General features: G+C 57.9%; 28 protein-coding genes and 1 tRNA gene. 13 read left to right on the forward strand and 16 right to left on the reverse strand.

The window, feature by feature from the left end:
* Nucleotides 1-48 precede the first annotated feature (48 nt).
* Nucleotides 49-1,296: a beta-propeller fold lactonase family protein gene (locus tag D8U18_RS00875; protein ID WP_056854764.1), complete on the reverse strand. Its 1,248-nt coding sequence runs from the start codon at nt 1,294-1,296 to the stop codon at nt 49-51.
* A 128-nt stretch (nt 1,297-1,424) separates the two neighbouring features.
* On the reverse strand, nt 1,425-2,378 hold the full coding sequence (locus D8U18_RS00880) for an amidohydrolase family protein (RefSeq protein ID WP_131106830.1): 954 nt from the start codon (nt 2,376-2,378) through the stop codon (nt 1,425-1,427).
* Between the two features lie 447 nt (nt 2,379-2,825).
* Between D8U18_RS00880 and D8U18_RS00885 the strand changes: the two genes are divergently transcribed.
* Nucleotides 2,826-3,380, forward strand: a complete 555-nt coding sequence (locus D8U18_RS00885) for a DUF4174 domain-containing protein (protein ID WP_056854763.1) — start codon at nt 2,826-2,828, stop codon at nt 3,378-3,380.
* Nucleotides 3,381-3,537: 157 nt separating this feature from the next.
* Here D8U18_RS00885 and ampC read toward each other — a convergent pair whose 3' ends face one another.
* From ampC to D8U18_RS00900, 3 genes are all read right to left on the reverse strand, one after another.
* Entirely contained in the window at nt 3,538-4,677 is a 1,140-nt protein-coding gene (gene ampC, locus D8U18_RS00890) for a class C beta-lactamase (RefSeq protein ID WP_131106819.1), read from the reverse strand.
* Between the two features lie 120 nt (nt 4,678-4,797).
* The gene (gene gudD, locus D8U18_RS00895) at nt 4,798-6,141 is read right to left on the reverse strand and encodes a glucarate dehydratase (RefSeq protein WP_056854761.1); all 1,344 of its coding nucleotides are present in this window, start codon (nt 6,139-6,141) and stop codon (nt 4,798-4,800) included.
* 12 nt (nt 6,142-6,153) lie between these two features.
* On the reverse strand, nt 6,154-7,500 hold the full coding sequence (locus D8U18_RS00900; RefSeq protein WP_130907878.1) for an MFS transporter: 1,347 nt from the start codon (nt 7,498-7,500) through the stop codon (nt 6,154-6,156).
* Between the two features lie 278 nt (nt 7,501-7,778).
* Here D8U18_RS00900 and D8U18_RS00905 point away from each other — a divergent pair, with 278 nt between their 5' ends.
* Nucleotides 7,779-8,489 (forward strand): FadR/GntR family transcriptional regulator, encoded by a 711-nt coding sequence (locus D8U18_RS00905; RefSeq protein WP_056854759.1) that lies wholly within the window; start codon nt 7,779-7,781, stop codon nt 8,487-8,489.
* 120 nt (nt 8,490-8,609) lie between these two features.
* Here the strand turns inward: D8U18_RS00905 and D8U18_RS00910 are convergent, their stop codons facing one another.
* On the reverse strand, nt 8,610-9,509 hold the full coding sequence (locus D8U18_RS00910) for a DMT family transporter (protein WP_131106820.1): 900 nt from the start codon (nt 9,507-9,509) through the stop codon (nt 8,610-8,612).
* 95 nt (nt 9,510-9,604) lie between these two features.
* Here D8U18_RS00910 and D8U18_RS00915 point away from each other — a divergent pair, with 95 nt between their 5' ends.
* On the forward strand, nt 9,605-10,468 hold the full coding sequence (locus D8U18_RS00915) for a LysR substrate-binding domain-containing protein (RefSeq protein WP_056854757.1): 864 nt from the start codon (nt 9,605-9,607) through the stop codon (nt 10,466-10,468).
* A gap of 15 nt (nt 10,469-10,483) precedes the next feature.
* On the opposite strand, the gene yegQ is transcribed toward D8U18_RS00915, so the two are convergent.
* On the reverse strand, nt 10,484-11,803 hold the full coding sequence (gene yegQ / locus D8U18_RS00920; RefSeq protein WP_131106821.1) for a tRNA 5-hydroxyuridine modification protein YegQ: 1,320 nt from the start codon (nt 11,801-11,803) through the stop codon (nt 10,484-10,486).
* Nucleotides 11,804-11,965: 162 nt separating this feature from the next.
* Here yegQ and D8U18_RS00925 point away from each other — a divergent pair, with 162 nt between their 5' ends.
* Nucleotides 11,966-13,027 carry an AI-2E family transporter gene (locus tag D8U18_RS00925; protein ID WP_056854755.1) on the forward strand — a complete coding sequence of 354 codons (1,062 nt, stop codon included), beginning with the start codon at nt 11,966-11,968 and terminating at the stop codon, nt 13,025-13,027.
* On the opposite strand, the gene D8U18_RS00930 is transcribed toward D8U18_RS00925, so the two are convergent.
* The 3 genes from D8U18_RS00930 to D8U18_RS00940 all read right to left on the reverse strand — a co-directional run bounded on the left by D8U18_RS00930 (nt 13,024) and on the right by D8U18_RS00940 (nt 14,242).
* The gene (locus D8U18_RS00930) at nt 13,024-13,215 is read right to left on the reverse strand and encodes a hypothetical protein (protein ID WP_056854899.1); all 192 of its coding nucleotides are present in this window, start codon (nt 13,213-13,215) and stop codon (nt 13,024-13,026) included. The genes D8U18_RS00925 and D8U18_RS00930 overlap by 4 nt on opposite strands.
* 116 nt (nt 13,216-13,331) lie before the next feature.
* Nucleotides 13,332-13,526: a hypothetical protein gene (locus D8U18_RS00935; RefSeq protein WP_034149937.1), complete on the reverse strand. Its 195-nt coding sequence runs from the start codon at nt 13,524-13,526 to the stop codon at nt 13,332-13,334.
* A 344-nt stretch (nt 13,527-13,870) separates the two neighbouring features.
* Nucleotides 13,871-14,242, reverse strand: coding sequence for a hypothetical protein (locus D8U18_RS00940; RefSeq protein WP_056854754.1), 372 nt, complete (start codon nt 14,240-14,242; stop codon nt 13,871-13,873).
* Between the two features lie 243 nt (nt 14,243-14,485).
* On the opposite strand from D8U18_RS00940, the gene D8U18_RS00945 reads away from it, so the two are divergent.
* The gene (locus D8U18_RS00945; protein WP_131106822.1) at nt 14,486-15,304 is read left to right on the forward strand and encodes a shikimate 5-dehydrogenase; all 819 of its coding nucleotides are present in this window, start codon (nt 14,486-14,488) and stop codon (nt 15,302-15,304) included.
* Nucleotides 15,305-15,447: 143 nt separating this feature from the next.
* Here D8U18_RS00945 and D8U18_RS00950 read toward each other — a convergent pair whose 3' ends face one another.
* Nucleotides 15,448-16,095: a DUF480 domain-containing protein gene (locus tag D8U18_RS00950; protein WP_131106823.1), complete on the reverse strand. Its 648-nt coding sequence runs from the start codon at nt 16,093-16,095 to the stop codon at nt 15,448-15,450.
* A gap of 126 nt (nt 16,096-16,221) precedes the next feature.
* Between D8U18_RS00950 and D8U18_RS00955 the strand changes: the two genes are divergently transcribed.
* On the forward strand, nt 16,222-16,731 hold the full coding sequence (locus D8U18_RS00955; protein ID WP_056854751.1) for a DUF1993 domain-containing protein: 510 nt from the start codon (nt 16,222-16,224) through the stop codon (nt 16,729-16,731).
* A gap of 87 nt (nt 16,732-16,818) precedes the next feature.
* Here D8U18_RS00955 and sstT read toward each other — a convergent pair whose 3' ends face one another.
* Entirely contained in the window at nt 16,819-18,051 is a 1,233-nt protein-coding gene (gene sstT, locus D8U18_RS00960; RefSeq protein WP_131106824.1) for a serine/threonine transporter SstT, read from the reverse strand.
* Between the two features lie 390 nt (nt 18,052-18,441).
* On the opposite strand from sstT, the gene D8U18_RS00965 reads away from it, so the two are divergent.
* Nucleotides 18,442-19,602 carry an MFS transporter gene (locus tag D8U18_RS00965; RefSeq protein ID WP_056854749.1) on the forward strand — a complete coding sequence of 387 codons (1,161 nt, stop codon included), beginning with the start codon at nt 18,442-18,444 and terminating at the stop codon, nt 19,600-19,602.
* Here D8U18_RS00965 and nhaR read toward each other — a convergent pair.
* Entirely contained in the window at nt 19,589-20,488 is a 900-nt protein-coding gene (gene nhaR, locus D8U18_RS00970) for a transcriptional activator NhaR (protein WP_131106825.1), read from the reverse strand. The genes D8U18_RS00965 and nhaR overlap by 14 nt on opposite strands.
* A gap of 136 nt (nt 20,489-20,624) precedes the next feature.
* Here nhaR and D8U18_RS00975 point away from each other — a divergent pair, with 136 nt between their 5' ends.
* The gene (locus D8U18_RS00975; RefSeq protein ID WP_056854747.1) at nt 20,625-20,864 is read left to right on the forward strand and encodes a hypothetical protein; all 240 of its coding nucleotides are present in this window, start codon (nt 20,625-20,627) and stop codon (nt 20,862-20,864) included.
* Between the two features lie 29 nt (nt 20,865-20,893).
* Complete coding sequence (locus D8U18_RS00980) at nt 20,894-21,643, forward strand: TerC family protein (protein WP_056854746.1); 750 nt, start codon at nt 20,894-20,896, stop codon at nt 21,641-21,643.
* A gap of 67 nt (nt 21,644-21,710) precedes the next feature.
* On the opposite strand, the gene D8U18_RS00985 is transcribed toward D8U18_RS00980, so the two are convergent.
* Complete coding sequence (locus tag D8U18_RS00985) at nt 21,711-21,878, reverse strand: hypothetical protein (RefSeq protein WP_177336586.1); 168 nt, start codon at nt 21,876-21,878, stop codon at nt 21,711-21,713.
* A 167-nt stretch (nt 21,879-22,045) separates the two neighbouring features.
* Between D8U18_RS00985 and D8U18_RS00990 the strand changes: the two genes are divergently transcribed.
* From D8U18_RS00990 to D8U18_RS01000, 3 genes are all read left to right on the forward strand, one after another.
* Entirely contained in the window at nt 22,046-22,774 is a 729-nt protein-coding gene (locus D8U18_RS00990) for a peptidase C39 family protein (protein ID WP_131106827.1), read from the forward strand.
* 90 nt (nt 22,775-22,864) lie between these two features.
* On the forward strand, nt 22,865-23,077 hold the full coding sequence (locus D8U18_RS00995; RefSeq protein ID WP_056854744.1) for a DUF6021 family protein: 213 nt from the start codon (nt 22,865-22,867) through the stop codon (nt 23,075-23,077).
* A gap of 11 nt (nt 23,078-23,088) precedes the next feature.
* Nucleotides 23,089-23,304 carry a hypothetical protein gene (locus D8U18_RS01000; protein WP_131106828.1) on the forward strand — a complete coding sequence of 72 codons (216 nt, stop codon included), beginning with the start codon at nt 23,089-23,091 and terminating at the stop codon, nt 23,302-23,304.
* 48 nt (nt 23,305-23,352) lie between these two features.
* On the opposite strand, the gene pbpG is transcribed toward D8U18_RS01000, so the two are convergent.
* The gene (pbpG, locus tag D8U18_RS01005) at nt 23,353-24,291 is read right to left on the reverse strand and encodes a D-alanyl-D-alanine endopeptidase (protein ID WP_056854742.1); all 939 of its coding nucleotides are present in this window, start codon (nt 24,289-24,291) and stop codon (nt 23,353-23,355) included.
* 238 nt (nt 24,292-24,529) lie between these two features.
* Entirely contained in the window at nt 24,530-25,384 is an 855-nt protein-coding gene (folD, locus tag D8U18_RS01010) for a bifunctional methylenetetrahydrofolate dehydrogenase/methenyltetrahydrofolate cyclohydrolase FolD (protein WP_056854741.1), read from the reverse strand.
* A 279-nt stretch (nt 25,385-25,663) separates the two neighbouring features.
* Here folD and D8U18_RS01015 point away from each other — a divergent pair.
* A tRNA-Arg gene (locus D8U18_RS01015) sits at nt 25,664-25,740 on the forward strand.
* Nucleotides 25,741-25,818: the final 78 nt, after the last annotated feature.

The raw sequence follows: 25,818 nt of genomic DNA on the forward strand, positions 1-25,818 counted from the left end.
CGATCAAGGCTGAGCGGAAATGTGCCGCGCTCAGCCTTGATCGGTTGTTTAGATATCCATCCAGAGCAGTGCTTTTTTCTCGTCGTCCATTTCATATTTGCGGACGAATTCAAGCTTGCCGTCCTGCTTGATCCTGAAAATGGCCAGGTTGGAACGGATTTTTTTCAATGAGTCGCCATCCTTGACCCATAAGGTTTTCTGATTCGCCACCACCAGCAGTTTGCCTGATGGATCAACCTTCATCGTTCGTCCTTCAATGCCTTGGGCGTCGATGATCTGGATCAGTTGTGGTTCGCCTGTCTGGCCATCGATCTTGAATACTGCCACGTTGTTCTCCCCCCCGGCGCTGACCTGTTTGCCGTCCTGTTCAACCGTGGCATCTGCCCGGTTGGTCACGTACAAGTATTTGCCGTTGGGGTTGACTTGGATGACTCCACCTCGTTGACGTGGAGTGTCGAGGTTGGCCTTGTATTGAAGGGTGTCTTTACGGAACAAAGGTTTTGTTGCCAGGGTACCGTTGCTTTCCAACGGATACATGTACAGCTTGCTGCCGCGCTCCATGGACACATAAACCCAAGGCTGGGTTGGGTGATACGCAAGATGACGAGGGCCAACACCCGGGTCGATGGAAGAGGTCACAAGTTTTGACAGATGGCCCTGGTCATCAATAGTAAAGGTGTTGATGCTGCCCGGTTGGTCCGGGACGTTGGCTACCGCGTCATTGCCACGAGCCAGCGCAACCACAGACTTGTCGCCAGGCGTGAATGTCACCTGGTGAGTAAATATGCCGGCCTCGGGTACTTGATTCTGTGCAACGGCGGAGCTGACGCTTCCATCTTCCTTGAGCGTGTGAACACTCAGTGTGGCTGACTGATTGTATGCCACCACGACAAAGCGATTTTGATGATCCAGTCCCAGATTGATCGGGCGCTCTGGTAACGCGATTGCAGCACCTAACTGTCTGAGCGCTCCTGTCTTGACGTCGATCCTGTAGCTGCTCAATACATGGGTATCACCCTTGGCACCAAGGGTGCCATTTCCAGCATTGCTAGAGACAACGTACAGAATATTGCCGGCATTGTTTTTGACGGCGAACTGCACATTGGCCGGAGCAACGGTTTCACTCAAAAAAGTTAGCGATGCGTTATCAGGGTCGATGCTGTAACCCAGTAACTTTTCTCCCAAGCTGGCATACAGCAATTTTGCATCGTCTTGTTGCGAGGTGGGTGATATCTCTGCAAAGGCTATGGCAGGGATGACAGCGGCAAGGAACAGAGCGCGAAACGTCTTCTTCATAGTGACTTCTGCGATTTGTGGTGTGGTTACGGGGAGGGAGGAACGCCGCTAGCAAAGAAAGCGGCTAACCCAACGATCTGATAGTGATGGGGCGCTTAGGCCCAATGAGCCGCGATATGCCATGGCACTCAGAATCCGTACAGGCGTGCCGGGTTCTCAACCAGGATTTTGTCCACATCATCCTTAGTCCGAGTCCAGACGCTGAGCAGGTCCATCATGCCGGCGTCATCAGGCATAGGCTGTTGTTTTGTTTGCAGGCTGGGGTGTGGCCAGTCGGTTCCCCAAATCACCCTATGTGGAGCGAGCTCGATCATGGTTTGAGCGAGAGATTTGACGTCCTCATAGGCTGGCCCACCCAGGACTGAATCCTGATACGCACCGGAAATCTTGACCCAGGCACGGTCTCGGCTCACCAAGTCTGCAATGAGTTTGTAAGCGGGATGATCGATGCCGGCTGGATGTGGGATTCGACCAAAATGGTCAAAGACAACCTGAACGGGCAGGTCGGCCAAGATATCTTTCATGCCCAGCAGTTCATCAGCACGCATGTGAATCTCCACATGCCACCCTAGATCCGCAATCCGGTTTGCCAATGGTTTGATCATCTCGGGCGTGGTCACGCTAGCCACCCCCAAATTGAATCGCAAACCACGTACCCCGGCGGCGTCCAACCTTTTCAGTTCCGTCAGCTCAACCCTGTCATCTACGACAGCAATGCCTCGCGAGGTGTGCCCCAGGAGGGAAAGAGCAGCCACCAGGCAGCTGTTATCCGTACCGTAAGAAGAGGGCTGAATTGCGACGCTGCGAGTCAACCGTAGTCGTGAGCGCAGTTTAAGATAATCCGCCACACTGGCTGTTGGCAGGTTTCGATTGTCGACGTAGGGATAGGCTCTGTCATAGATATGGTGGTGGCAGTCGCATGCCAATGGAGGCACCTTGAGCGTCGGTGATTTTGATCCCGCGCTAAAAGGATAATGCGCCTCACCATTGGCAAATGAGGTTAATGTGCCTGCAAGACCCGCACCCGCAAGTGTCGTCATGGTTTTCACAAAGCGGCGACGACTCATTTCCATACTGTTCATTTTTTTCCTTGTTATCAGTACGTTGAATACCAAAGTCGCGTGATGAAACCTGTCAATGAGATGAAGCCTCCAAATCATCTGGAAAATGCTCATGAAACAGGTATTCGCGCGTTAAAAAGCAATCAGGTCACGATTGATTCTTCACTGAATAGTCTTCTGTTATCTGAAGAATCGCATATTGAATCGACAAAATACAATATGCGATCGAGTGGAGAGTAAGCATGCTTTGCTGCGATTCCCGCGCGTTTAAACAAGCAGAGAGGAATGACGGCGCTACCGCCACGGGAGAAAATCAGCACGGGGATGTGCTGCTTTGACCCCAGCCTGTTGCGCAATGACTGCCCTGACCTAAGCTTTGGGCAAGGCGAAATACATTTGCGGAGCGTCACCCGGAACGAACGCCGCGATGCGCAATCATTAGAGCGTGGATATCAAAAGGAGATGCGCATGCTCATCAGGTCACTGACCCTGGCTACCCTGCTGGCGATCGCCAGCCCCCTGTTCGCCGCCGATGGCGACTCACCGCTGGACATGGACAAGGGCAGGGCAAGGCCACTGATCGTCATCGCTCCGAGCACGGTTGATCCGACATGGGTCAGCCTGAAAAAGTCGCTGGACGAGCCGGCCAATCGCAAGGGATTCACCGATCGCAACATGGTGCTGTACACCGTGCTCAACCTGATGGGCCAGCGCGAAGGCAAAGATCTGGGGCCTCAGGACACGGCAGCGTTGATCCGCTCGCTGAAGCTGGGGGCCGGCGCCAAGACCAAGGTGATTCTGGTCGGCAAGGACGGCGAGAAGAAATTCGAACAAGCGGACACGGTCAAGCTCGAAGAGATTTTCGCCGCCGTTGACCAATTGCCGGCAGCCGAGAAAGAAACCCCGCCGCCGACAGTGGCCACCCCAGTCGCTGAAACCGAACCCGCAGCCAAAGGCGCCAAAGCCGCGAAAAACGCCAAACCGGCGAAACCGACCAAACCGCCAGAACAGCCGGATGATTGAGCTGACTTGTAGAGCTCGACGCAGGTTTGCTGGCCGCTAGAGCGATTGTTCTCCGCGCAGGTTTAAACCCCCAACAAAAAGATCGCAGCCTTCGCCAGCCTCTAAAGGATTCGTTTTAGGGGCTGGCGAAGGCTGCGATCTTGTATTTTTTGTTCTATCAGCGACTCAGAGCGCTCAACACCTGATGCGCAATCTTTACCCGCTCTGCAATCGGATAGTTCTTGTTGGCCAGAATGACGATGCCGATGTCTTTCGCTGGCACGAACGCAACATAAGCACCGAAGCCACCGGTCGATCCGGTTTTGTTGATCAGCAAGTCCTGAGTCGGCGATTGCGGCGGGGACAGCCACTGAGCTTCATGCGCCTGCATGGCCATCGGCGTCGAGTTCCCGGCCAGCAAACGATCCAGCGTTACCGGGTAGTGATACAGCTCCCACCCCAGCCCCTGGGTCATGTCGCCAACGCTGTAGTAACCGGTGTGCGTCAGGGCAATGGCTTGCTGTAACGGCCTTTCCAGCGTTGCCGGGTGCATGTTCGCTTCGACAAAGCGGAGCAGGTCCGCCGCACTGGTTTTCACGCCATAGGCCTCGGAGTCGAGCGCCCCCGGGGTGACGCGCACAGGCTCGCCTTGCTTGTTGTAGCCCTGGGCATACAACCCCATTTGCTCCTGCGGCACCTTGAGGAAGGTGTGCTTGAGGCCGAGTTTCGGCAGCAGGGTGTTTTCAATCAGCTGGTCGAACGGCTGGCCCATGCTGTGTGCGGCGAGGTAGCCGAACAAGCCGATGCTGGGGTTGGAATACAGTCGGTGGCTGCCGGGGGCGTAGGCCGGTGTCCACTGTTGGTAATAGCCGAGCATTTTGTCGGCCGAATCGAATTGCGCAGGAAATTGCAGCGGCAGGCCTCCGGCGCTGTAGGTGCCCAGTTGCAGCATGCTGATGTTGTCGAGCGCGCTGCCATGCAGGGCGGGAAGCACCTGGCTGGCCTTGTCGGAAAACGACAGCTTGCCGAGAGCCTGGGCGTAGGCGGCGAGGGTGGCGGTGTAGGTCTTGCTGACCGAGCCGATCTCGAACAGGGTGTTTTCGGTGACCGGTTTGGCGGTTTCCTTCGATGCCACGCCGTAGTTGAAGAAGTGCTGCTTGCCGTTGGCGGTGACGGCCACGGCCATGCCGGCAATGCCTTGGGTTTGCATGAGCGGATTTACAGCGGCGTTTACCACCGATTCGATGGGGTCCTGTGCGACACACTGGCCTGCGGTCAGCAGCCCCAGGCAAACCACGAGTGTTTTCAAGCGATCCATGTTGATGTTGTCCGTTGTTGATTCAGGTGTGCGCCATTCTAGGGGGGAAGACCCCGTTCATTAAACCCGGGCTGCCAACAGCAGCTCGGGTTTACTGCCAATGAGCGCGCTACCGTCGACTCAACGCACCAGGCATGGCCGCTTGTTATCGAACGTCCATCCCGGAATCAAAAACTGCATCGCCACGCTGTCATCCCGCGCGCCCAGCCCCATGCCTTTGTACAGTTCATGGGCCTTGGCCACTTGGTCCATGTCCAGTTCGACCCCCAGCCCCGGTTTCTTCGGCACCTGTACGCAACCGTCGACAATCTGCAACGGCGCCTTGGTCAGGCGCTGGCCGTCCTGCCAGATCCAGTGGGTGTCGATGGCGGTGATCTCACCCGGTGCGGCGGCCGCGACGTGGGTGAACATCGCCAGGGAGATGTCGAAGTGGTTGTTGGAGTGCGAACCCCAGGTCAAGCCCCATTCGTGGCACATCTGGGCGACGCGGACTGAACCCTGCATGGTCCAGAAATGCGGATCGGCCAGCGGAATGTCGACCGATTGCAGCTGGATCGCATGACCCATTTCCCGCCAGTCGGTGGCGATCATGTTGGTCGCGGTTTTCAGCCCCGTGGCGCGGCGGAATTCGGCCATGACTTCGCGGCCCGAGTAACCGTTTTCCGCCCCGCACGGGTCTTCGGCGTAGGCCAGAACGTCGTGCTGATCACGGCACAACCGGATCGCTTCCTTCAAGGACCAGGCGCCATTCGGATCGAGGGTGATACGTGCATCGGGAAAACGCTCAGCCAGTGCAGTGACGGCTTCGATCTCGGCGTCGCCACTGAGCACGCCGCCCTTGAGCTTGAAGTCCTTGAAGCCATATTTGGCATGGGCCGCTTCAGCCAGGCGCACCACCGCGTCGGCGCTCATGGCTTTCTCGTGACGCACGCGGAACCAGTCGTTGTCGGCCTCTGGTTCACTGCGGTAGGCGAGGTCGGTTTCATTGCGATCACCGACGTAAAACAGATAACCGAGCATCTTCACTTCATCACGCTGCTGGCCTTCACCGAGCAGCGCGGCGACTGGCACATCGAGGTGCTGGCCGAGCAAGTCGAGCAGCGCGGCTTCGAGGCCGGTAACGGCGTGAATGGTGATGCGCAGGTCGAACGTCTGCAAGCCGCGACCACCGGCATCGCGGTCGGCGAAGGTTTGGCGCACTTGATTGAGTATTTTCTGATAGGTGCCGATCGGGCTGCCGACCACCAGGCTGCGGGCGTCTTCAAGGGTCTGGCGAATGCGCTCGCCGCCCGGCACTTCACCGACACCGGTGTGGCCGGCATTGTCCTTGAGGATGACAATGTTGCGGGTGAAAAACGGGCCGTGGGCGCCGCTCAGGTTGAGCAGCATGCCGTCATGTCCGGCCACGGGAACGATCTGCATGCTGGTGATGATCGGTGCTTTGGCAGTGTTTTGCTCGCTCATTTTCTTATCCTTTCAAGCGTGACGTGGTGCGGCTTCAGCCGATGCGGTGGCGGGCGCGGATTTGGGTTTGTTGCGTGCAGCGAAGACGATGATTGCGGCGATGATCGAGGTGGCGGCCAGGCCGTACAGCCCGCCCTGGATCGAACCGGTGCGCTCTTCGAGCAGGCCAAAAGTGGTTGGCGCGACGAAGCCGCCGAGATTGCCCACCGAGTTGATCAGCGCGATGACGCCCGCAGCGATGCGCGCATCCAGATAGGCCTGGGGAATCGGCCAGAACAGCGACGACGCCGATTTGAAACCCAGCGCGGCAAAGCAGATCGCCACGAACGCGAAGATCGGCCCGCCGGTGGTGGACATGAACATGCCCGCGGCGGCGATCAGCAACGCGGTCGCGACCCAGGCTTGCTGGTGCTTCCATTTGGCCGACAACGAAGCGAAGGCGTACATGCCGATGATCGACAGCAGCCATGGAATCGAATTGAACATCCCGACCTGGAAGTCACTGAGGTCGCCCATTTTCTTGATGATGCTCGGCAGCCAGAAGGTCGCGGCATAGATGGTCAACTGGATGAAGAAGTAGATCACACAGAACAGGATGATCTGCCGGTCCTTGAGCAGTTTGCCCAGCGACGGCTTGACCGGCGTCGCGGCTTCGCGGGCCAGTTGTTCATCGTCGATGGCTTTTACCAGCGCGTCCTGTTCGTCGCGGGTCAGCCATTTGGCGTCGTGGGGTTTGGAGTCCAGCCAGAACCAGACAAATGCGCACAAACCCACCGAGAACATGCCCTCGATGAAGTACATCCATTGCCAGCCATGCATGCCCAGGCCACTGATTTGCAGGAGCAATCCGGACAACGGGCCGGAGATCAGCGAGGCAATCGCCGAGCCGCTGAGGAAAATCGCAATTGCCTTTCCGCGTTCCACGCCGGGCAACCAGCGGGTGAAGTAGTAGATCACCCCGGGAAAGAATCCGGCTTCGGCCACGCCCAACAGAAATCGCAGTATGTAGAAGTGGGTTTCATTCTGGATGAACGCCATGCCCGCGGCGACCAGGCCCCAGGTCAACATGATGCGGGTCAGCCAGATTCGTGCGCCGACTTTTTGCAGAAGGATATTGGACGGCACTTCGAACAGTGCGTAGCCGATGAAGAACAGCCCGGCCCCAAGCCCGTAGGCGGCAGCGCCGATGCCCAGGTCGTGTTCCATATGGGCGCGGACAAAGCCGATGTTCACTCGGTCAATGTAATTGACGATGAACATGATGACGAACAGCGGCAAAACGTGGCGTTTGACTTTGGATATGGCGGACTTCAGCACGGAATTGGCTTCGTCGTTCATCCCGGAGATGGATGTATTCACTGTGTTTTCTCCCACTCGTTATTTTTATGCGGGGTGTGACGGTGTTGCGTTGTTGATAGACATCATACAACTACATTTTTTTGCCTTGCAACCCGTTCCGCCTAATAAAATGGCTGCCAGTTGGATATTTGATGAAGGATTCGATGTCAGATTAGGCGTAATTTTGTTGGTGGATTCAGGATTTGTTGAGTGTTGTCATACAAGTTGGTGCGATTTTTCTGACGATTCCCGCAACGCTCGGTGCTACGATTCGATAGCCATGTCATTCGGACGCGCCCATGCAAGAAGATCTCGATGCACCTGCCCGCAAGCGCAGCCACAACCTGGCCCACGACCTGGTGGCCAAGCTGACCCAGAGCATCCTGCTCGGGCAAATGCTGCCCGGTGACAAGCTGCCGTCGGAGAACTCGATCGTTCAGGAGCATGGTGTCAGTCGTACGGTGGTGCGCGAGGCGATCTCGAAGTTGCAGGCTTCAGGGTTGGTGGAAACCCGTCACGGCATCGGCACGTTTGTACTGGAGCGGGCGCCGGAGCAGGGGTTGCGGCTGAACGTGGATACCGCGCTGGGAGTGCGCAGCATCCTCGAGTTGCGCATGGGCCTGGAAACCCAGGCAGCAGCGCTGGCGGCGACGCGTCGAACCGATCAGCAACTGACGCAGATGCGCGAAGCGCTCGACGATTACCAGAACCTGCTGGCCAACAATGACAGTTGCGTCGAGGCCGACCGGCGCTTTCATCTACTGATTGCCGAAGCCACCGGCAACGTGTGTTTCAGTGAAATCATGCAACACCTGGGGAGCGCGATGATCCCGCGAACCCGGGTCAACGCAGCCGAGCGTGGCGCCGTGGACTTGAGCAAACTTGGACAGTTGGCCAATCTTGAGCACGAGGCGATTCTCAACGCCATCAAGCGCCAGGACCCGGATGCGGCACGGGCGGCAATGTGGTTGCATTTGACCAACAGCCGGGACCGGTTTTCACCCAGTTGATGGTTGCTGATATTGCGTTATCGCCGTTCGCGGGCACGCCTCGCTCCTACGGTATCGAATTGATCCGTAGGAGCGAGGCTTGCCCGCGAAGAGGCCCAATTTTTCAACCTGTCTTCATGATCAGGCGCTCGCCGCCCGAGGCATTGGGCGCCGCTCCAGGTTCAACGCCAACACACTGATCAACACCACCACCGCACCCACTCCAACCATCAGCGTCGGCCTTTCACCGAGGGCAAAAGAAGCGATCAACATCGCCATCGGCGGCACCAGATACAGGGTCATCGTTGCCCGGCTCAGATCCACGTGCGCCAGCACGTAGGCCCATGCCAGATACGCCAGCGCACTCGGAAAAATCCCCAGGGCAAACACCGCGAACTGTACCCGCAGCGGCGCATTCATCACCTGATCCGCCAGCCCCGGCAGGAACACCAACAGCAGCGCAGTACCGGACCAGACCGTGTAGCAAACCAGCGTCAGGCCGTCGTAACGCCCGGTGTGATGCTTTTGCATCGCGAAGTAGACACTCCACGACAATGCCGAGAGCAGAATCAACAAGCCATGGGCGTCGATGCTGCCGAAGCCGTGATCACCTGCCACGACAATCATCACACCGACCAATCCGAGGACGACGCACCCCCAGCGCCAGACGCTAACCCGATCCTTGAATACGAAGCGCGCCAGCAAGGTGCTGAACAGCGGCGTCGTCTGTGCCAGCACACTCGATGCGCCGGCGCTGACGCCCTGTTGGCCGAAATTGATCGCCACGTGATGCAGGCTCACCGCAAACAAACCCAGCCCGAACAGCAGTGGCAGATCTCGGAGTCTCGGCAGATGAATGCCGCGCAACAGCGCGACCGCGGCCATGAACACTGAAGCGATCAGAAAGCGCAGCAACGCCAGATGCACAGGGTCGTAGGCCAGCAATCCGATGTGGATGCCGCTCGGGGAGTATCCCCAGCAGGCGACAACGAACAGCATGGTCAGGATGATTTTCAGGGGGGAGGGGGTCAGAGGATTCATGGTCGGGCACCGGTGGAATATGCGCCGAGTATCGGAATCCTTATCGTTCATCACAACTGACTTATACTGCGCTATCTATTCACTTTGGGTGATGTATGGAGCTGGCGCAGATTCGCATGTTCAAGACCGTGGCCGAGGTTGGCAGTATTGCCCGTGCCGCCGAGCTGTTGCATTGCGTGCCGTCGAATATCACGGCGCGCATCAAGTCGCTGGAAGCGGAGTTGGGTGTGGCGCTGTTTCTGCGTGAAGGGCGTGGTTTGCGTATCAGCCCGTCTGGCCAGACCTTTCTGGCCTACGCCTCGAGGATTCTGGCCCTGACCGCTGAAGCCAAGCGTGCGGTGGACCCGATGGCTGAGCCGTCCGGGCCATTGCGCATTGGCGCCATCGAGTCTTCCGCTACGGGACGCTTGCCGCGCTTGCTGGCCAAGTTTCACAAGCGCTATCCAGCGGTAGCATTGGAATTGACCACGGGCAGTTGGGGGCAGTTGCTCGATGACACGTTGAGCCATCGACTTGACGGCGCAATCGTCGCGGTGGATGTCGAGCGCTCGCATCTCAAGCGTACGCCAATGTACCGCGAAGACCTGTTGCTGATCGCCTCGACGTCGCTTGGGCCGGTGCACGACATGGCGGATCTGCAGGACAAGACCGTGTTCATGTGGCCTCAAGGTTGTCCGTACCGAGCGGCGCTGGAGCATTGGTTGTTGCGCCAGGGCATGGCGTTGCCGATTGTCAGTCTGGCCAGTTACGGCGCAATCGTCGGCTGTGTGAGTGCCGGGGCAGGCGTGGCATTGGTGCCCAAGGGCGTGTTCGATCAATACGCCAAGGGCGCGGGTTGCGTGGGCTATGAGTTTGCTGAACTGACGGCCATTGAAAACCTGTTTTATTGGCATGAAAACGCCGGGGTGCACCCGGCGCGTGAGGCGTTTGTGGCGATGTTGCGCGAAGAGTTCGCCTGACGCTCTATAGGAGGGTTACGACAAATCCCGCATCAGCAGCCCGAAATTCAGATCCACCGCATCCGGAATCGGCAAATACACCGTGTGTCCGTCGCCCGGTGCCACTTTGATGGGCTCGCCTTGCATGTTCTGCAGCTGGTGCAGATCGAAGTGGAAGTTGCCCTTGGGCGTCATCAGTTCCATGTGGTCGCCCAAGGCAAAACGGTTTTTCACCTTTACTTGCGCCAAACGCCCCTGACGTTCGCCTGTCAGTTCGCCGACGAACTGTTGTCGCTCTGATACCGAACTGCCGTTCTGGTAGTTCTGGTATTCGTCGTGCACATGGCGCCGCAGGAAGCCCTCGGTGTAACCGCGCTGGGCGAGGGATTCCAGATCTGCCATCAGGCTGCGGTCGAACGTCCGGCCAGCCACCGCATCGTCGATTGCCCGGCGGTAAACCTGAGTGGTGCGTGCGCAATAGAAATGCGATTTGGTCCGGCCTTCGATTTTTAGTGAGTGCACCCCCATCCGCGTCAGGCGCTCGACATGCTGCACCGCGCGCAGATCCTTGGCGTTCATGATGTAGGTGCCGTGTTCATCCTCGAAGGCCGGCATCTGTTCGGCCGGACGGTTGGCTTCCTGTAACAGGAACACCTGGTCGGTGGGCGCGCCGATGCCCAGGGTCGGTTCCGGCTCGAACGTCTGGACGATCTCTCCCAGCAGGTTCTCGGTGGCCGGTTGCGCAGCGTATTTCCAGCGGCAAGCGTTGGTGCAGCTGCCTTGGTTGGCGTCGCGTTTGTTCATGTAGCCCGACAGCAGGCAGCGCCCGGAATAGGCCATACACAACGCACCATGCACAAATACCTCCAGCTGCATGGCCGGAACCTGTTGGCGAATTTCCTCGATTTCTTCCAGCGACAACTCCCGCGACAGGATGATCCGGCTCAAGCCCTGTTGCTGCCAGAACTCGACACTGGCCCAATTCACGGTGTTGGCCTGCACTGAAAGGTGAATCGGCATCTGCGGATAGTGTCGGCGCACCAGCATGATCAGGCCGGGATCGGACATGATCAGCGCGTCGGGCGCCATGGCGATGATGGGCGCCAGGTCCTTGAGGAAGGTCTTTAGCTTGGCGTTGTGCGGCGCGATGTTGACCACTACATAGAAACGTTTGCCCAGCGCCTGCGCCTCGCGAATGCCGAGGGCCAGATGGGCATGATCGAATTCGTTGTTGCGCACCCGCAGACTGTAGCGCGGCTGACCGGCATACACTGCATCGGCGCCGTAGGCGAACGCATAACGCATGTTTTTCAGGGTGCCGGCGGGGGCGAGCAGTTCCGGAGCAATGAGGTTCATGGTGAGTCGATCGCAAAAGCCGAGCAGGGTAAACGCTTTGCTCCGAGGGTTTATTGATCTGGATCTATGCTTTATTCACAAACGGATGGCACTCGTGCGAGCCGTGGCGGCCTAAGGAACAGGACGTACTTTCGCGTTCAGGCAGACTGGCATGGATCGGACATGAACGAAGAAACACTTAAAGACAGGTCGTTGACGATCCTGCTGGCACTGGTAAGCGTTGCTTTCATCTGGATATTGTTGCCGTTTTACGGTGCCGTATTCTGGGCGGTGATCCTCGGGATTCTGTTCGCCCCTCTACAGCGAAGGCTGCAATTGAAATTCGGCTGGCAGCGCAACCTCACCTCCATGCTCACCTTGAGCATCTGTTTGTTGATCGCGATCCTGCCGGTGATTGTCCTGAGCATCTTTCTGGTGCAGGAAGGAACAGCGGTCTACCAGAAGATCGAGAGTGGTGAACTGGACATAGCCGGCTACGTGACGCAGTTCAAGCACAGCCTGCCGGCCTACTTCCAGCATTTGCTCGACCGTTTCGGAATGGGCGAACTGAATGGGCTGCGGGAGAAAATCATCAAGAGCGCCATGTCCGGCAATGAATTCGTTGCTACCCAGGTGTTCAGTTTTGGTCAGGGCACGTTCGAGTTCATCGTCAGCTTTTTCATCATGCTGTACCTGCTGTTTTTCTTCTTGCGTGACGGTGCCGAACTTGCGCGCAAGGTGCGCATGGCCGTACCGCTGGAGGAAACCCAGAAGCGCCGTTTGCAACTCAAGTTCAACCGCGTGGTGCGGGCGACCGTGAAGGGCAATCTGGTGGTGGCGATCACGCAGGGCGCGTTGGGCGGTTTGATCTTCTGGTTTCTGGATATTCCCAGTGTCTTGATCTGGGCAGTGCTGATGGCGTTTCTGTCGCTGTTGCCGGCTGTGGGGGCCGGGATTGTCTGGGCGCCGGTGGCAGCGTTTTTCCTGTTTACCGGGGCGATCTGGCAAGGCGTGACATTGGCCTTGTTCGGTGTGTTCGTGATCGGCCTGGTCGATAACGTGCTGCGACCGATCCTGGTGGGCAAGGACACGAAGATGCCCGATTACATGATCCTGATTTCCACCTTGGGTGGCCTGGCGATCTTCGGTCTCAACGGCTTTGTCATCGGGCCGTTGATTGCCGCACTGTTCATGTCGAGCTGGGCGATTTTCATCGAGACCAAGCCGCGGGTTCAGTTGCCTTAGGCGTTGAGCTTGCCTTGCTGGCCAGCACTGATTTGCTGCGACAGCGCCTGGGCATCGGGCAGTGAGGTGAGCGGGCCGCTGATTTGTTCGCCATCCTGGACGAGATACCAGCAGGCAAGCATGCCCAGCGCTCTGAGCGGTGCAGGGACGGCGCTGCCGATAACGGACATGATCTGAACTTGAGACATCATAAGTAACCTCCATCAATCTATGGGGCTACCTTACGTGGCGCAGGTTTTTACGAACAATCACCGTTTTCGATAGTGGTCATTGATGCGAGTGAGGGCAATTGACCCGCTGTCGCTCAATCGACGACCTGGTCGAGCATGTGCACCACTTCCTGCTCATTGAGCAGGCCTTTGCGCACCAGGTTTTGCGTCAGCAGCGAAAGGAACTTGGCGCTGCGATGACCTTCCAGGTGCTTGAGTTCGGTCAGCGCGTTGTACACCTTGCTTGAAGTGCACAGGCCGACAATGCGGTGCGGATTTTGCGTTGGCATGAGGTCGTCCTTGTTGTTATCAACCTGTTCTTGACGGACAGGTCCGAGCTTGCAGACCTGACATGACATAAATATGACCGTTGGCTGCCGCGCGGCAGAAACAGTGTCGCGACACTGTTGCCCATTTATGCCCAACTCGCTGTCCCGAGAGCGACCTCGGCGAGATTTATTCAGACCAGCCTGATGATAAGTCAGAAGGTGAAAGCGTTGTTCAGGACGAAACAACGGGCCAAAAAAGCCCCGCTATCACAGCGCAATATTGCTCACTCAAAGACGAGCTCCCTCGCCACAGGATGCTTTAAGTGAGCAGCATCTAGCCGTCACTGCGGGGCTTGATGAACCAGTCAGTAGTGACCGTAACGGGGGCGATAGTAACCGCGGGGCGGGCCGTAATAGCCACGGGGTGGTCCGTAATAGACCGGCGCCGGACGGTAGTAGATCGGCTGTTGCACGTACACTGGAGCCGGTTGGTAGTAGACCGGAGGCGGTGGCGGTGCGTAATAGACCGGGGCCGGCTGGGCATAGACCGGTTGCGGCGCGACGTACACCGGTCGGTTGCTGTTGATGATGGCCGAGCCAACGATGGCCGTGCCCACGATCGCGCCAAATACCGCCGGGCCTTCCCAACCGCCGCCGCCACCGCCATGCGCCTCTGCCTGCCCGGCGATAGTCAGAGCGCCGATCAGCAAGGCCACTGTGGGGATTGTACGGATCATGATAGTTCCTCGCTTCTTCGCCCCAGCGCTTGTGTCTGCAATAGACTCAAGGTTTGTCGCGGGGATACTTCTAAGACAGCGTTTTTTTGAAAATCAGCACAGCCGCAGGGTAAATTTTGTGTAAGGTCTGTACCGGTTTTCTGACGGTTGCAGGTGCCGCCGACAGGTACGCGATTATCATTGATCAGAACACTTGGGCTGGCTAATCCCGTCCATCTGAAAGTGCGTTAGAAGGAGATCTTCATGCAGATGAACCCCAATCGAGACACTCAGTTGTGCATGTCACTTTCCGGGCGCCCCGGCAACTTTGGCCTGCGATTTCACAATCATCTGTATGAACAGTTGGGGTTGAATTTCTATTACAAGGCGTTCAGCAGTCAGGATCTGCCGGGTGCCGTGGGCGGTATTCGTGCGCTGGGCATTCGCGGGTGTGGCGTGTCCATGCCGTTCAAGGAAGCCTGTATTGCCTTGGTCGATGAAATGGACGCTTCCGCCGCCGCCATTCAATCGATCAACACCATCGTTAACACCGACGGCCATCTCAAGGCCTACAACACTGATTACATCGCCGTGGCCCAACTGCTGCAAACCCACGAAGTGCCCAAGGACACTACGTTTGCGCTGCGCGGCAGCGGTGGCATGGCCAAGGCTGTTGCCAGTGCCCTGCGTGACGGTGGTTACAAAAACGGCTTGATCGTGGCCCGTAACGAACGCGCCGGCCGCGCTTTGGCCCAATCCCTGGGTTATGAATGGCAAGCGGACCTGGGTACCCGTCGTCCGCAGATGCTGGTCAACGTAACCCCGGTGGGCATGGATGGCGGGGCAGAAGCCGGTAAATTGGCCTTCGACGTCGAAGTCATCAAGGCTGCGGATATCGTCTTCGATGTGGTGGCGATACCGTCGGAAACCCCGCTGATCGTGCGGGCGCGTGCCGAGGGCAAGAAGGTCATTACCGGGCTGGAAGTGATTGCAATCCAGGCCTTGGAGCAGTTTGTGCTGTACACCGGCGTTCGCCCGACAGAGGAACAGTTTCAGAAAGCGGTGGCGTTTGCGCGGGGTTGATAAACCCTGTTCTCTTGATGTTTGAACCGGCCACATCGTCAGCAGGCTAGCTGTGATCCCACAATGGAATGCATTTCAATGTGGGAGCCAGCCTGCTGGCGATGACGGCGCTAAATCCAACACCAAGGTGACCAGCCGATCGGTTATTCCAGCCGCGCCAGCCGCTCTTCCAGCGCCGCAATCCGCGCCTCCAGCTCCTCTATCCGCTCAACCGAAACACCGCTGCCGGCGCCGCGTTCCGACGGGTTCTGCCGCGCCGCGAGAATCGCCTCGATATCAGCCGGATCGCCCAGCGCATGGGTATAACGGTCTTCGCGCTGCCCCGCCTGTCGCGGAATCAGCACCGCCATCCCTCGCGCAATCAAGCGCTCGAGCTGATGCACCACCTGTTCGGCATCTTCAAACTCATGCATGCGACCACTGCGGGTCAGCAGTTCGTTGACTGTCTGCGGTCCGCGCAAAAACATCAGCCCGGTCAGAATCACCTGAGCCGGCACCAACTCCAACGCCTTGTCGACTTTGTGTTCCCAGCGATCTGCGCGGCTGCCCATCACCAGTTTGGTGAAACCGCGTCCTTCAAGTGCACGCAGGCTCTGCCCAACCTGGCCGGGAGTGAGGTTCATCACCGGTTCGCGGCTGGTTTTCTGGTTGCAGGCAATCACCAGGGCATTGAGGGTAAGCGGATAGGTTTCCGGGCTGGTGGCCTGTTTCTCGATCAACGAACCCAGAATGCGGATTTCCGTGCCGTTCAGGCGTGGTTCGTCAAAGGTCTGTTCTTGTTCAGTGCTCATCGCGCTTTTCCCTGTGCCATCGAAGCAGCCTAGCCTAATCCTTGCAGGATAAAAGACAAGCCGCAGGACGGTCGCGCATGGCTATAATCGGCCCCACGTTTCCTCCTGTCATCACGCGAGACCGCCATGACCATTTCCCTGTACGACGCCTCCGTTCCTGTTTTCCAGCAAATGCTCAACGCCCTGAGCGATGTACTGAAAAAAGCCGAGGCCCACGCCACCGCCAAGAACATCGACCCGAACGCCTTCCTGCAAGCCCGCCTGTACCCGGACATGTTCCCGCTGGTGCGCCAGGTGCAAATCGCCGTCGATTTCGCCAAGGGCGTTTCTTCGCGTCTGGCCGAGGTTGAAGTGCCGAAGTACGACGACACCGAAACCACTTTCGCCGAGCTGCAAGCGCTGATCGCCAAGGTTCTGGCCTACATCGGCGAGTTCACGCCTGAGCAGATCAATGGCAAGGAAGGCATCGAGATCGTCACCCGTCCTGGCACGCCGAAAGAAAAGCGTTTTTCTGGCCAGGCTTACCTGCTGACCTACGGCCTGCCGCAGTTCTTCTTCCACGTCACCACCACTTATGCACTGTTGCGCCACAACGGTGTGGAAGTGGGCAAGCGCGATTACATGGGCGCGTTCTAAACCGTCCAGATGTAAAAAAGCCCCCGGAGCCTTTGGCTGCGGGGGCTTTTTCATGGGCAAGCGATCTGCCGTGGGAGTGGCGATGTACTACGCCAGCCGTTCGGCTTTCTGCTCTTCACCCAGGCAAGCCGCCGCCGTGAACAGCACATCAGTGGAAGAATTCAGAGCGGTTTCCGCCGAATCCTGCAACACACCAATAATGAAACCAACGGCTACCACCTGCATGGCGATTTCGCTTGGAATGCCGAACAGGCTGCACGCCAGTGGAATCAGCAACAGCGAACCACCGGCCACACCCGAAGCGCCGCAGGCGCAGATTGCCGCGACGACGCTGAGCAGGATCGCAGTCGGGATATCCACGGCGATCCCCAGTGTGTGCACGGCCGCCAACGTCAGCACGGTGATAGTGATCGCAGCACCGGCCATGTTGATGGTCGCACCCAAAGGGATCGACACCGAGTAGGTGTCTTCGTGCAGGCCCAGACGCTTGCTCAACTCCAGGTTGACCGGAATGTTCGCTGCCGAACTGCGGGTGAAGAATGCGGTGATGCCGCTCTCGCGCAAGCAGGTCAGTACCAGCGGATACGGGTTGCGGCGCAGTTTCCAGAACACGATGAGCGGGTTCATCACCAGCGCCACGAACAACATGCAACCCAGCAGCACGGCCAGCAGTTGCGCATAGCCGATCAAGGCACCAAAACCCGACGTCGCCAGGGTCGAAGCCACCAGGCCGAAAATCCCCAGCGGCGCGAAGCTGATGACCAGTCGCACGATAACCGTCACGCCGTTGGACAGGTCGCCCAGCACTTCACGCGTCGTGTCGCCCGCATGGCGGATGGCGATACCCATGCCGATGGCCCAGGCCAGGATGCCGATGAAGTTGGCATTCATCAGCGCACTGATCGGGTTATCCACCACACTCAACAGCAGGCTTTGCAGCACTTCGCCAATGCCGCCCGGCGCTGTCACTGCTACGTCCTGCGTCGACAGCACAAGGCTGGACGGGAACATCATGCTGGCAATCACCGCGACCACTGCAGCGGCGAACGTCCCCAGTAGATACAGGAACAGAATCGGTCGGATATGGGTTTCCTGGCCGTGCTTGTGGTTGGCGATGGACGCCATCACCAGTATGAACACCAGAATCGGTGCGACGGCTTTCAGTGCCGAGACAAACACTTTGCCAATGAACGCCGTGGATTTCGCCGCGTCGGGGGCAAGCAGCGCCAGGGTAATACCGGCGATCAGGCCGATCACGATCTGCGTGACCAGGCTCAAGCGTTTAATGCGGTGTAATAGAGAAGGGGATGAAGCAGTCATAAAACAGCATCTCTGATTTTTATTAATGCATGGTTTCGCAGGTTTGCGGCAACAAACAGGGCAGGCCGCAGGCAGGAAACCGAGAAGGAAACACAGGGCAAATGCCAGCGTTGATTCCTGTGGCGAGGGAGCAAGCTCCCTCGCCATGGGTGTCTCGACTAACCGACCGGACATTCACCACAGGGTGTACATTTTTCAGGGCGCGGACTTTATCACAGCGTAGGTGCGATCCTTCAGACCTGTGACGAACTGCCACCCCGGCATTCAACGCGAATTGCAGGTTCGTGCAACCGCATCCGCAAGCACTCTGTTAATATTCGCCATCCTCATTTTCATATTGCCAGTGAGCCTTCGGGCTATCGCTGGTGTTCTCGTTTTCTGGAGTTTTGCATGCTGTTGCCCATCCTTCTGTTGTCTGCCGCCGGGTTCACGGTGCTGACCACGGAGTTCGTCATCGTCGGCCTGTTGCCGGCCATCGCCCGTGATCTAGGCGTCAGCATCCCGCAAGCGGGTCTGCTGGTGACGCTGTTCGCTTTCACTGTTGCTGCCTTCGGCCCATTTCTGACGGCGTACTTCGCGCGCTTCGAGCGGCGCAAGCTGTTTATTTCGGTGTTGATCATGTTTGGTCTGGCCAACACACTGGCGGCACTGGCGCCGAATATCTGGGTCATGGCGTTCGCGCGGCTGATCCCGGCGCTGGGGTTGCCGGTGTTCTGGGCCCTGGCCAGTGAAACAGCGGTCGATATTGTCGGGCCGGACTACGCGGGACGGGCCATTGCCAAGATCGGCTTCGGTATTGTCTGCGCAACGGTGTTCGGCATACCCGTGGGCACACTGATTTCCGATGCCTTCGGCTGGCGCAGTGCTTTCGCGATCCTGGCTGTCATCGCGTTTGCCAAGGCGTTGTTGCTGTTTATCTATTTGCCAAAAACCAGCCTGCATCAACATCAGGTGAGTTTCCTTTCGCAGTTCAAGATCCTGCGCAGCCCGTTGATGATCGGTCACGTGTTGTTGTCGGTGATTGTGTTCAGCGGCATGTTCACTGCTTATACCTATCTGGCGGACATCCTCGAGCGCCTGGCCGGCTTCAACGGCACCGTGGTTGGCTGGTGCCTGATGGGTTTCGGCGCGGTCGGGTTGATCGGCAATTCGCTGGGTGGTCGCGCGGTAGACCGTCATCCGCTGATGGCGTCGATGATGTTTTGCGCATTCATGATCGCCGGGCTGGTGGCGCTGGTGCCGAACATTCATTCGCCCGTGGGGCTGGCGGCGGCGATGGGCATCTGGGGCGTGACGCAGGCGGCGATGTTCCTGGTCAGCCATGTGCGTTTGATGAAGGCGGCACCGCAGGCGCCGGCGTTCGCTGCTTCGCTGAACATTGCCGGGGCCAACCTCGGTATTGGCCTGGGCGCCATGATCGGCGGCCGGGTGATCGACAGTGTAGGCCTGCAAGGCCTTGGTTTTGCCGCGGCGGCTTTTATCCTGGCATCGATCCTGTTGGCCATCGCCCTGATGACCTTCAAGCCTCGGGAAGTGGTCACAGCGCCGTAAACAACTCGCGTCGGGCACCTTCGGTAATGGCGACAATGCCGGGGTGCTTGACCTTGCGTTCCACCGAAATGGCGTAGAACGACTCGCTCACCGCGTCGGTCTGGCCAATCACTTCCACGCCGCACTGGCGTTTCACTTCATCGGCGATCACGCTCGGGCCGATGAAAATCCCGCTGCCGGATTGACCAAAGGCCTGCATCAACGCGCTGTCGTCGAACTCGCCGACAATTTGCGGCTGAATTTGCTGTTCGGCGAACCAGCGTTGCAAACGGCTGCGGACCACGGTTTCCGGTCCCGGAATCAGCAAAGGCGCGCCATTCAGGCTGCGGGGGAAATCCTGGCCATATTGTGCCGCGAGCTCAGGGGTGGCAAAAAAACTGATCCCGCATTCACCGAGTTTCTGGCTGTAGCCCTTGATATCCAGGTGCGACGGCATCGGGCTGTCGGATATCACCAGGTCCAGGCGCTGGATCGCGAGGTCGGCAAGCAGGCGCTCCAGTTTGTCCTCGCGACAGGTAATGCGTAGCGGTTCACTCAATTCCATGGTTGGCGCAATCAGCCGATAGACGATGGATTTGGGCACTACATCGGCGACGCCGACCCGGAACAGAATCTGCTGTTCATTGGGCTGCGCACGCAGCATCAGCTCCAGCTCACCACCCAGCTGAAACATTTGCTCGGCGTAGGGCAGGGTCTGCCGCCCGGCTTCGGTGAGTTCTAGTTGCCTTCCGACCCGGCGAAACAGTTCGATTCCGTACGTTTGTTCGAGCAGGGAAATTTGCCCGCTGATGGTCTGTGGCGTCAGGTTCAGTTGTTCGCAGGCGCGAACGATGCTGCCGGTCTTGGCCACGACCCAGAAGTAATGTAATTGCCGATAGTTGAGCATGTCGTTTTCATAGTTCGCAAAAACCGAAGTATAGCCGGTAAAAAAACGAATTTTCCTGAAGTATTCATCTCCCTAGAATGCCTCGCTATCAACGGGCCATCGTTTCGGTCCCGTTCGTTCTATCGAGGGAAGCATCATGAAATTCAAAGCTACGGCGTTGTTGATCTCATCTTTACTGGTGTTGGCCGGTTGCGACCAGGCGGAAAAAAGCGCTCAGCAATTGATGGGTAAGGCGGCGGAAAGCGCCAAGCAGGCCATAGACGATACCCACAAAGCCGCCGAACAGGCGCTCAGTGACGCCACTGGCGGACTGATCAGCAAAAAAGAATCAGAAAAAGAATCGGAAAAAACCGAATCTTCTTCCCAGGAAATCTAAACCGTCTTACAGCGAGCCAGGACTGACCCATGGAATACCTTTTACAACTAGCCGCCAGCCCCACTGCCTGGGTTGCCCTGGCCACCCTGGTGGTGATGGAAATCGTGCTCGGCATCGATAACCTGATCTTCATCTCGATCCTGACCAACAAACTGCCCGAGCAGCATCGGCAGAAAGCGCGGCGCATCGGTATCGGCATGGCGCTGATCCTGCGCTTGGGCTTGCTCAGCACCATCGCATTCATTGTCCAGTTGACCGCGCCGGTCATTGAAATTCTCGGCCATGCGTTCTCCTGGAAAGACATGATCCTGATTGCTGGTGGTTTGTTCCTGCTGTGGAAGGCAACCACCGAGATCCATCACAGCATGGACCCGGCGCCGGAAGATCCGAAGTCGGCAACCTCGACCGTGACCCTGGGCTTTGCCGCGGCCATTGGTCAGATTCTGATGCTGGACATGGTGTTCTCTATCGACAGCATCATTACCGCCGTCGGCATGACCGAGCATTTGCCGATCATGATCATTGCGGTCGTGGTGTCGGTACTGGTGATGTTGCTGGCGGCTGATCCACTGGCCAAGTTCATCAACGACAACCCGACCGTGGTCATGCTGGCCCTGGGCTTCCTGATCATGATCGGCATGACGCTGATCGCCGAAGGTTTCGGCGCCCATGTACCGAAAGGTTACGTTTATGCCGCCATGGCATTCTCGGCTGCTATCGAAGTGCTGAACATGATGTCTCGCAGGGCGAGACAGAAGCGTGTAGCTGCTGAAGCTTAATCTTCGCTAAATGAACGGCCGCCTGAACTCAAGAGAGTCCAGGCGGCCTTTTTTTATCCGGTAGGCGTCAGTGCGCGGTGACGTGGTGTGCGGCTGGTTCTTCGGCTTTCGGCGCGGGTGCTGAATGAGCTGAAGGATGGTGCCGGCGGGTAACGCGCAGAACGCCCCATAACATGGCGGCGGCTACGGCCAACCAGCCGCTGATCAACATCACGATTGTCATAATCAGGCTCATCAATGCCTCCTCTTTGCCCTGCAGCGGGCGGACACGCTATGCAAGTGACAGTCTAGTCGCTGTCGTGTTTCAGGCTATTGACCGAAGGTCGACAGCCATCAACCAGTTCGCTCTATGCAAACCAGCCAACTACCGGTTAAGGCTATACCGATGCTCCGTGGCGTCCTATGATCGACGGCCAAGCCGGGAAGCGGATTGCCTGGCGTCTGAACAAGAGAGTGATGATGGTGCGGGTAATTTCTCGAATGCTTTCAGTGGCGGTCATCGTGGGTTGTGTCGCCGGTCTGGCGGGCTGCGCGGGGAGCGTGGCACCACAAATCAAGCGTCTGCCGGAACGGGTGGAGCTCAGTGGTCGCTTCTACAAGGGCGTGGCCAATCAAAGCGGGCCGCAGGTGCTGGCGAGCATGTTGTCCCAGCAAGGCATCGTGATCACTCCGGGCCTGCTGGATAAACCGCTGCGTCTGCCGGGCGCCGAAGCCCAATTGCAACAGAACATGCAAAACCTCGCCCGCGAGTACGGGATGATGGTCTATCCGCTGGACAGCAACCTGCCAGCCTTGCTGACTCAGGTGGCGGCCGGGTATCCGGTCATGGTGCGGTTTACCGAAGGTTCGGCGCTTTGGTCCGAGCCGCGTTATGCCATTCTCACGGGGTACAACCGGCAGAAGCAGACTGTATTACTGCGAGCCGGAATGGATCAGCGGCTGCTGATGAGCTTCGGTTCGTTCGAATCGGCATTCAAGGATGCGGGTGGCTGGGCGGTGTTGATTCAAGCGCCAACGCAGATTCCCGCCGACGTCGACCAGCAGCGCTGGCTGAAGGCGGCAAACGATCTCGCCCAGGCCGGTCAGGAGCAGGCGGCGGCGAAAGCCAAAAAAGCCTTGGGCGCCCTTTAAGCCCGTTCGTCATCTGCCGGGCACCCCTGCGCAGCGGTATCCTCTGACTATCAAGGCCCGTACTTTTCGGGCCGCGATCAGGAGGCGCTCATGGCACATTCCAATACTCCCGCTGGCCCGCATTCGTCTGAGCATTCGTCCGGCGATGAGCTGGGCTTCGACCCCGATTCTCCTGACCTCGCCGACCCTCAGGTCGATCCCATCGGACCGGCCAAGGCGCCTAAAGACGTGAAGCCGGGCGATGACCCTAAGGCTCCCGCAAAGCCCTACGATCCACTCGGTGACCTGAAACCTCAGGTCTGATGGAGGTGTGTATGTCCACTGATTCGAGTTTCAACGATAAACGCCCGGAAACCGTTCCCACTACACCGCAAGAGGACATCGATCCCGTACTGGATCCGGATAGCCCGATGCGCGATCCGCTGGCTCGGCCGACGGTGGCGCCAACCGAGCATCCCCAGGGCTGGCGAGACCCAAGCAAAGGCGACGGCATTCCGGATGACGACCAGATGCCGCTGCCCAACGATTGAAGAAAAAAGCCCCGAATATTCGGGGCTTTTGCTTGCGGTTGTCAGTATTTACTTCGAAGCTTCGACGACACCGCTTTGACGTTGTTTCAGGTTTTTATCCGCTTTGTATTGCAGGGCAACCGAAGGCACGTCCGCGCTTTTTCCACTCTCAACCCAATTACGCATGCGCGTGGCATCGGCAAAGTGGGTGTATTTGCCATAGGCGTCGAGTATGACCAGGGCCACCGGGCGGTTGCTCATCCGCGTTACGAGCACCAGACAGTGGCCTGCTGCGTTGGTAAAACCGGTCTTTGTCAGCTGGATGTCCCAGTCCGGCTTGCGGACCAAATGGTCGGTATTGCGAAAGCCCAGGCTGTAGACGGGTTTGCGGAACGTAACGGTTTTTTCCTTGGTCGTGCTCAACTCGGTCAGCAGCGGATACTTGTGCGCGGCGATCAGCAGTTTGCTCAAATCACGTGCGGTCGAAACGTTGCGCGGGGAGAGACCTGTTGGCTCGACGAAATGGGTATTGGTCATGCCCAGGGCCCGGGCTTTGGCATTCATCGCCGCAATAAACGCGGCGTAACCACCCGGATAATGGTGGGCGAGGCTCGCGGCGGCGCGGTTTTCCGATGACATCAGGGCAATCAGCAGCATTTCCCGGCGTGGCAACTCGCTCTTGAGTTTTACCCGGGAATACACACCCTTCATTTCTGGCGTGTCGCTGATGTTGATGTTGATGTACTCGTCCATGTTCTGCCGGGCTTCCACCACGACCAGGCCGGTCATCAATTTGCTGACGGAAGCGATGGGCACGACAACGTCGGGGTTGCTGGCGTAGATGACTTTGTTGGTCTGGATATCCAGCAGTAAAGAGCTGCCGGAAGCGAGTTTGAGTTGCGAGGTGGAACGAGGCGCTGCAGTGGTTTCGCCAGCGCTGGCGATTGGCGTGATGAAAGTCCCTGTAACTGCAAAAAATAGGCTCAGGATGGAAAGACGGATTTTCACGCTGGCAGACTCATAAAGTGTTGATATGCCGTGTTGTAACGGGCTATTTCTCGAAAAGCGCGACATTCTGGAGTATGGCTGAATAACTGTCGATGGTTGTTCAAGTACCAGGTGAAAGTCCCGGAAAACATGAAAAAAAAGTTATTTTCCGGCGGATGGTCGAAGCTGCTGCGCAGGCAAAAAAGAACCCCGCCATGGGCGGGGTTCCTTGTGTTGCCGGTCATCTATGCAGCGAGGCTCAGCTGTGCAGGGTTTCGGCTGCGTACAGGGTGTTTTCCAGCAGGCAGGCGCGGGTCATCGGACCGACGCCGCCGGGTACCGGAGTGATCCAGCCGGCGCGGGGCAGGGCGGTTTCGTAGATCACGTCGCCAACCAGCTTGCCGTCTTCCTGGCGGTTGATGCCGACGTCGATCACGATCGCGCCTTCCTTGATCCACTCACCCTTGACCAGGCCGGGCTTGCCAGCGGCAACGACGACCAGATCGGCGCGACCGACGTGGCCAGCCAGATCCTTGGTGAATCGGTGGGTGACGGTCACGGTGCAACCGGCCAGCAACAACTCCATCGCCATCGGGCGGCCAACAATGTTGGATGCACCGACGACCACGGCATTCATTCCGTACAGATCGGCACCGGTGCTTTCCAGCAGGGTCATGATGCCTTTTGGCGTGCACGGGCGCAGCAGTGGAATGCGCTGGGCAAGGCGGCCGACGTTGTAGGGATGGAAGCCGTCGACGTCTTTGTCCGGACGGATGCGCTCCAGCAGTTTGGACGCGTCCAGGTGTTCAGGCAGAGGAAGCTGCAACAGGACGCCATCAATGGCGGGATCGTCATTCAGGCGATCGATCAGATCGGCCAGTGCTTCTTGAGTGGTTTCGGAAGGCAGGTCGTAAGCCTGGGAAAGGAAGCCGACCTCTTCACAGTCTTTACGCTTGTGCGAGACATAAACCTGAGAGGCAGGATCGCTGCCGACCAGGATCACCGCGAGGCCCGGCGTGCGCAGGCCTTGCTGGCGACGCTCGGTGACACGTTGGGCGATCTGCTGGCGCAGGCTGGCGGCGATCGATTTGCCGTCGATTAGTTGTGCAGTCATTGCGCGTGATTAACCATCGAGAGGGGAAAAAAAGAGAACGCATTCTCGCATGTCATGCGGTGAGGGCAAAGGCGCTTGGTCTGCAAATTCCCCTAACCCCTTTAATTAAATGAATTTTTTTTAAAAAAGAGTTGACGACCTTCAGGCTCACCTATAACATTCGTCGCACTTGTCGGGCACAGCCTAGCACTGGTTAAGAAGGTTGAGCAGAGTTGATGTTTAATTCGGCGAGACTGAAAGCACTTAGTTTGTAATCGTCCAAGAATACAGATTAACAAGGCGCCCGTAGCTCAGCTGGATAGAGCATCCGCCTTCTAAGCGGATGGTCGCAGGTTCGAGTCCTGCCGGGTGCGCCATTAGGCAGCTTTGGCACAAGTAGCGCAATATGGTGGGCGTAGCTCAGTTGGTAGAGCACGGGATTGTGACTCCCGTTG

Source organism: Pseudomonas sp. Sample_10, from assembly GCF_004321495.1.
Taxonomy (GTDB): domain Bacteria; phylum Pseudomonadota; class Gammaproteobacteria; order Pseudomonadales; family Pseudomonadaceae; genus Aquipseudomonas.

What these genes read in the sequence shown, in the direction of transcription:
- D8U18_RS00875 (WP_056854764.1), bottom strand. Translation starts at nt 1,296, where the DNA reads ATGAAGAAGACGTTTCGCGCTCTGTTCCTTGCCGCTGTCATCCCTGCC.
- D8U18_RS00880 (WP_131106830.1), bottom strand. Translation starts at nt 2,378, where the DNA reads ATGAACAGTATGGAAATGAGTCGTCGCCGCTTTGTGAAAACCATGACG.
- D8U18_RS00885 (WP_056854763.1), top strand. Translation starts at nt 2,826, where the DNA reads ATGCTCATCAGGTCACTGACCCTGGCTACCCTGCTGGCGATCGCCAGC.
- ampC (WP_131106819.1), bottom strand. Translation starts at nt 4,677, where the DNA reads ATGGATCGCTTGAAAACACTCGTGGTTTGCCTGGGGCTGCTGACCGCA.
- gudD (WP_056854761.1), bottom strand. Translation starts at nt 6,141, where the DNA reads ATGAGCGAGCAAAACACTGCCAAAGCACCGATCATCACCAGCATGCAG.
- D8U18_RS00905 (WP_056854759.1), top strand. Translation starts at nt 7,779, where the DNA reads ATGCAAGAAGATCTCGATGCACCTGCCCGCAAGCGCAGCCACAACCTG.
- D8U18_RS00910 (WP_131106820.1), bottom strand. Translation starts at nt 9,509, where the DNA reads ATGAATCCTCTGACCCCCTCCCCCCTGAAAATCATCCTGACCATGCTG.
- D8U18_RS00915 (WP_056854757.1), top strand. Translation starts at nt 9,605, where the DNA reads ATGGAGCTGGCGCAGATTCGCATGTTCAAGACCGTGGCCGAGGTTGGC.
- yegQ (WP_131106821.1), bottom strand. Translation starts at nt 11,803, where the DNA reads ATGAACCTCATTGCTCCGGAACTGCTCGCCCCCGCCGGCACCCTGAAA.
- D8U18_RS00925 (WP_056854755.1), top strand. Translation starts at nt 11,966, where the DNA reads ATGAACGAAGAAACACTTAAAGACAGGTCGTTGACGATCCTGCTGGCA.
- D8U18_RS00930 (WP_056854899.1), bottom strand. Translation starts at nt 13,215, where the DNA reads ATGTCTCAAGTTCAGATCATGTCCGTTATCGGCAGCGCCGTCCCTGCA.
- D8U18_RS00935 (WP_034149937.1), bottom strand. Translation starts at nt 13,526, where the DNA reads ATGCCAACGCAAAATCCGCACCGCATTGTCGGCCTGTGCACTTCAAGC.
- D8U18_RS00940 (WP_056854754.1), bottom strand. Translation starts at nt 14,242, where the DNA reads ATGATCCGTACAATCCCCACAGTGGCCTTGCTGATCGGCGCTCTGACT.
- D8U18_RS00945 (WP_131106822.1), top strand. Translation starts at nt 14,486, where the DNA reads ATGCAGATGAACCCCAATCGAGACACTCAGTTGTGCATGTCACTTTCC.
- D8U18_RS00950 (WP_131106823.1), bottom strand. Translation starts at nt 16,095, where the DNA reads ATGAGCACTGAACAAGAACAGACCTTTGACGAACCACGCCTGAACGGC.
- D8U18_RS00955 (WP_056854751.1), top strand. Translation starts at nt 16,222, where the DNA reads ATGACCATTTCCCTGTACGACGCCTCCGTTCCTGTTTTCCAGCAAATG.
- sstT (WP_131106824.1), bottom strand. Translation starts at nt 18,051, where the DNA reads ATGACTGCTTCATCCCCTTCTCTATTACACCGCATTAAACGCTTGAGC.
- D8U18_RS00965 (WP_056854749.1), top strand. Translation starts at nt 18,442, where the DNA reads ATGCTGTTGCCCATCCTTCTGTTGTCTGCCGCCGGGTTCACGGTGCTG.
- nhaR (WP_131106825.1), bottom strand. Translation starts at nt 20,488, where the DNA reads ATGCTCAACTATCGGCAATTACATTACTTCTGGGTCGTGGCCAAGACC.
- D8U18_RS00975 (WP_056854747.1), top strand. Translation starts at nt 20,625, where the DNA reads ATGAAATTCAAAGCTACGGCGTTGTTGATCTCATCTTTACTGGTGTTG.
- D8U18_RS00980 (WP_056854746.1), top strand. Translation starts at nt 20,894, where the DNA reads ATGGAATACCTTTTACAACTAGCCGCCAGCCCCACTGCCTGGGTTGCC.
- D8U18_RS00985 (WP_177336586.1), bottom strand. Translation starts at nt 21,878, where the DNA reads ATGAGCCTGATTATGACAATCGTGATGTTGATCAGCGGCTGGTTGGCC.
- D8U18_RS00990 (WP_131106827.1), top strand. Translation starts at nt 22,046, where the DNA reads ATGATCGACGGCCAAGCCGGGAAGCGGATTGCCTGGCGTCTGAACAAG.
- D8U18_RS00995 (WP_056854744.1), top strand. Translation starts at nt 22,865, where the DNA reads ATGGCACATTCCAATACTCCCGCTGGCCCGCATTCGTCTGAGCATTCG.
- D8U18_RS01000 (WP_131106828.1), top strand. Translation starts at nt 23,089, where the DNA reads ATGTCCACTGATTCGAGTTTCAACGATAAACGCCCGGAAACCGTTCCC.
- folD (WP_056854741.1), bottom strand. Translation starts at nt 25,384, where the DNA reads ATGACTGCACAACTAATCGACGGCAAATCGATCGCCGCCAGCCTGCGC.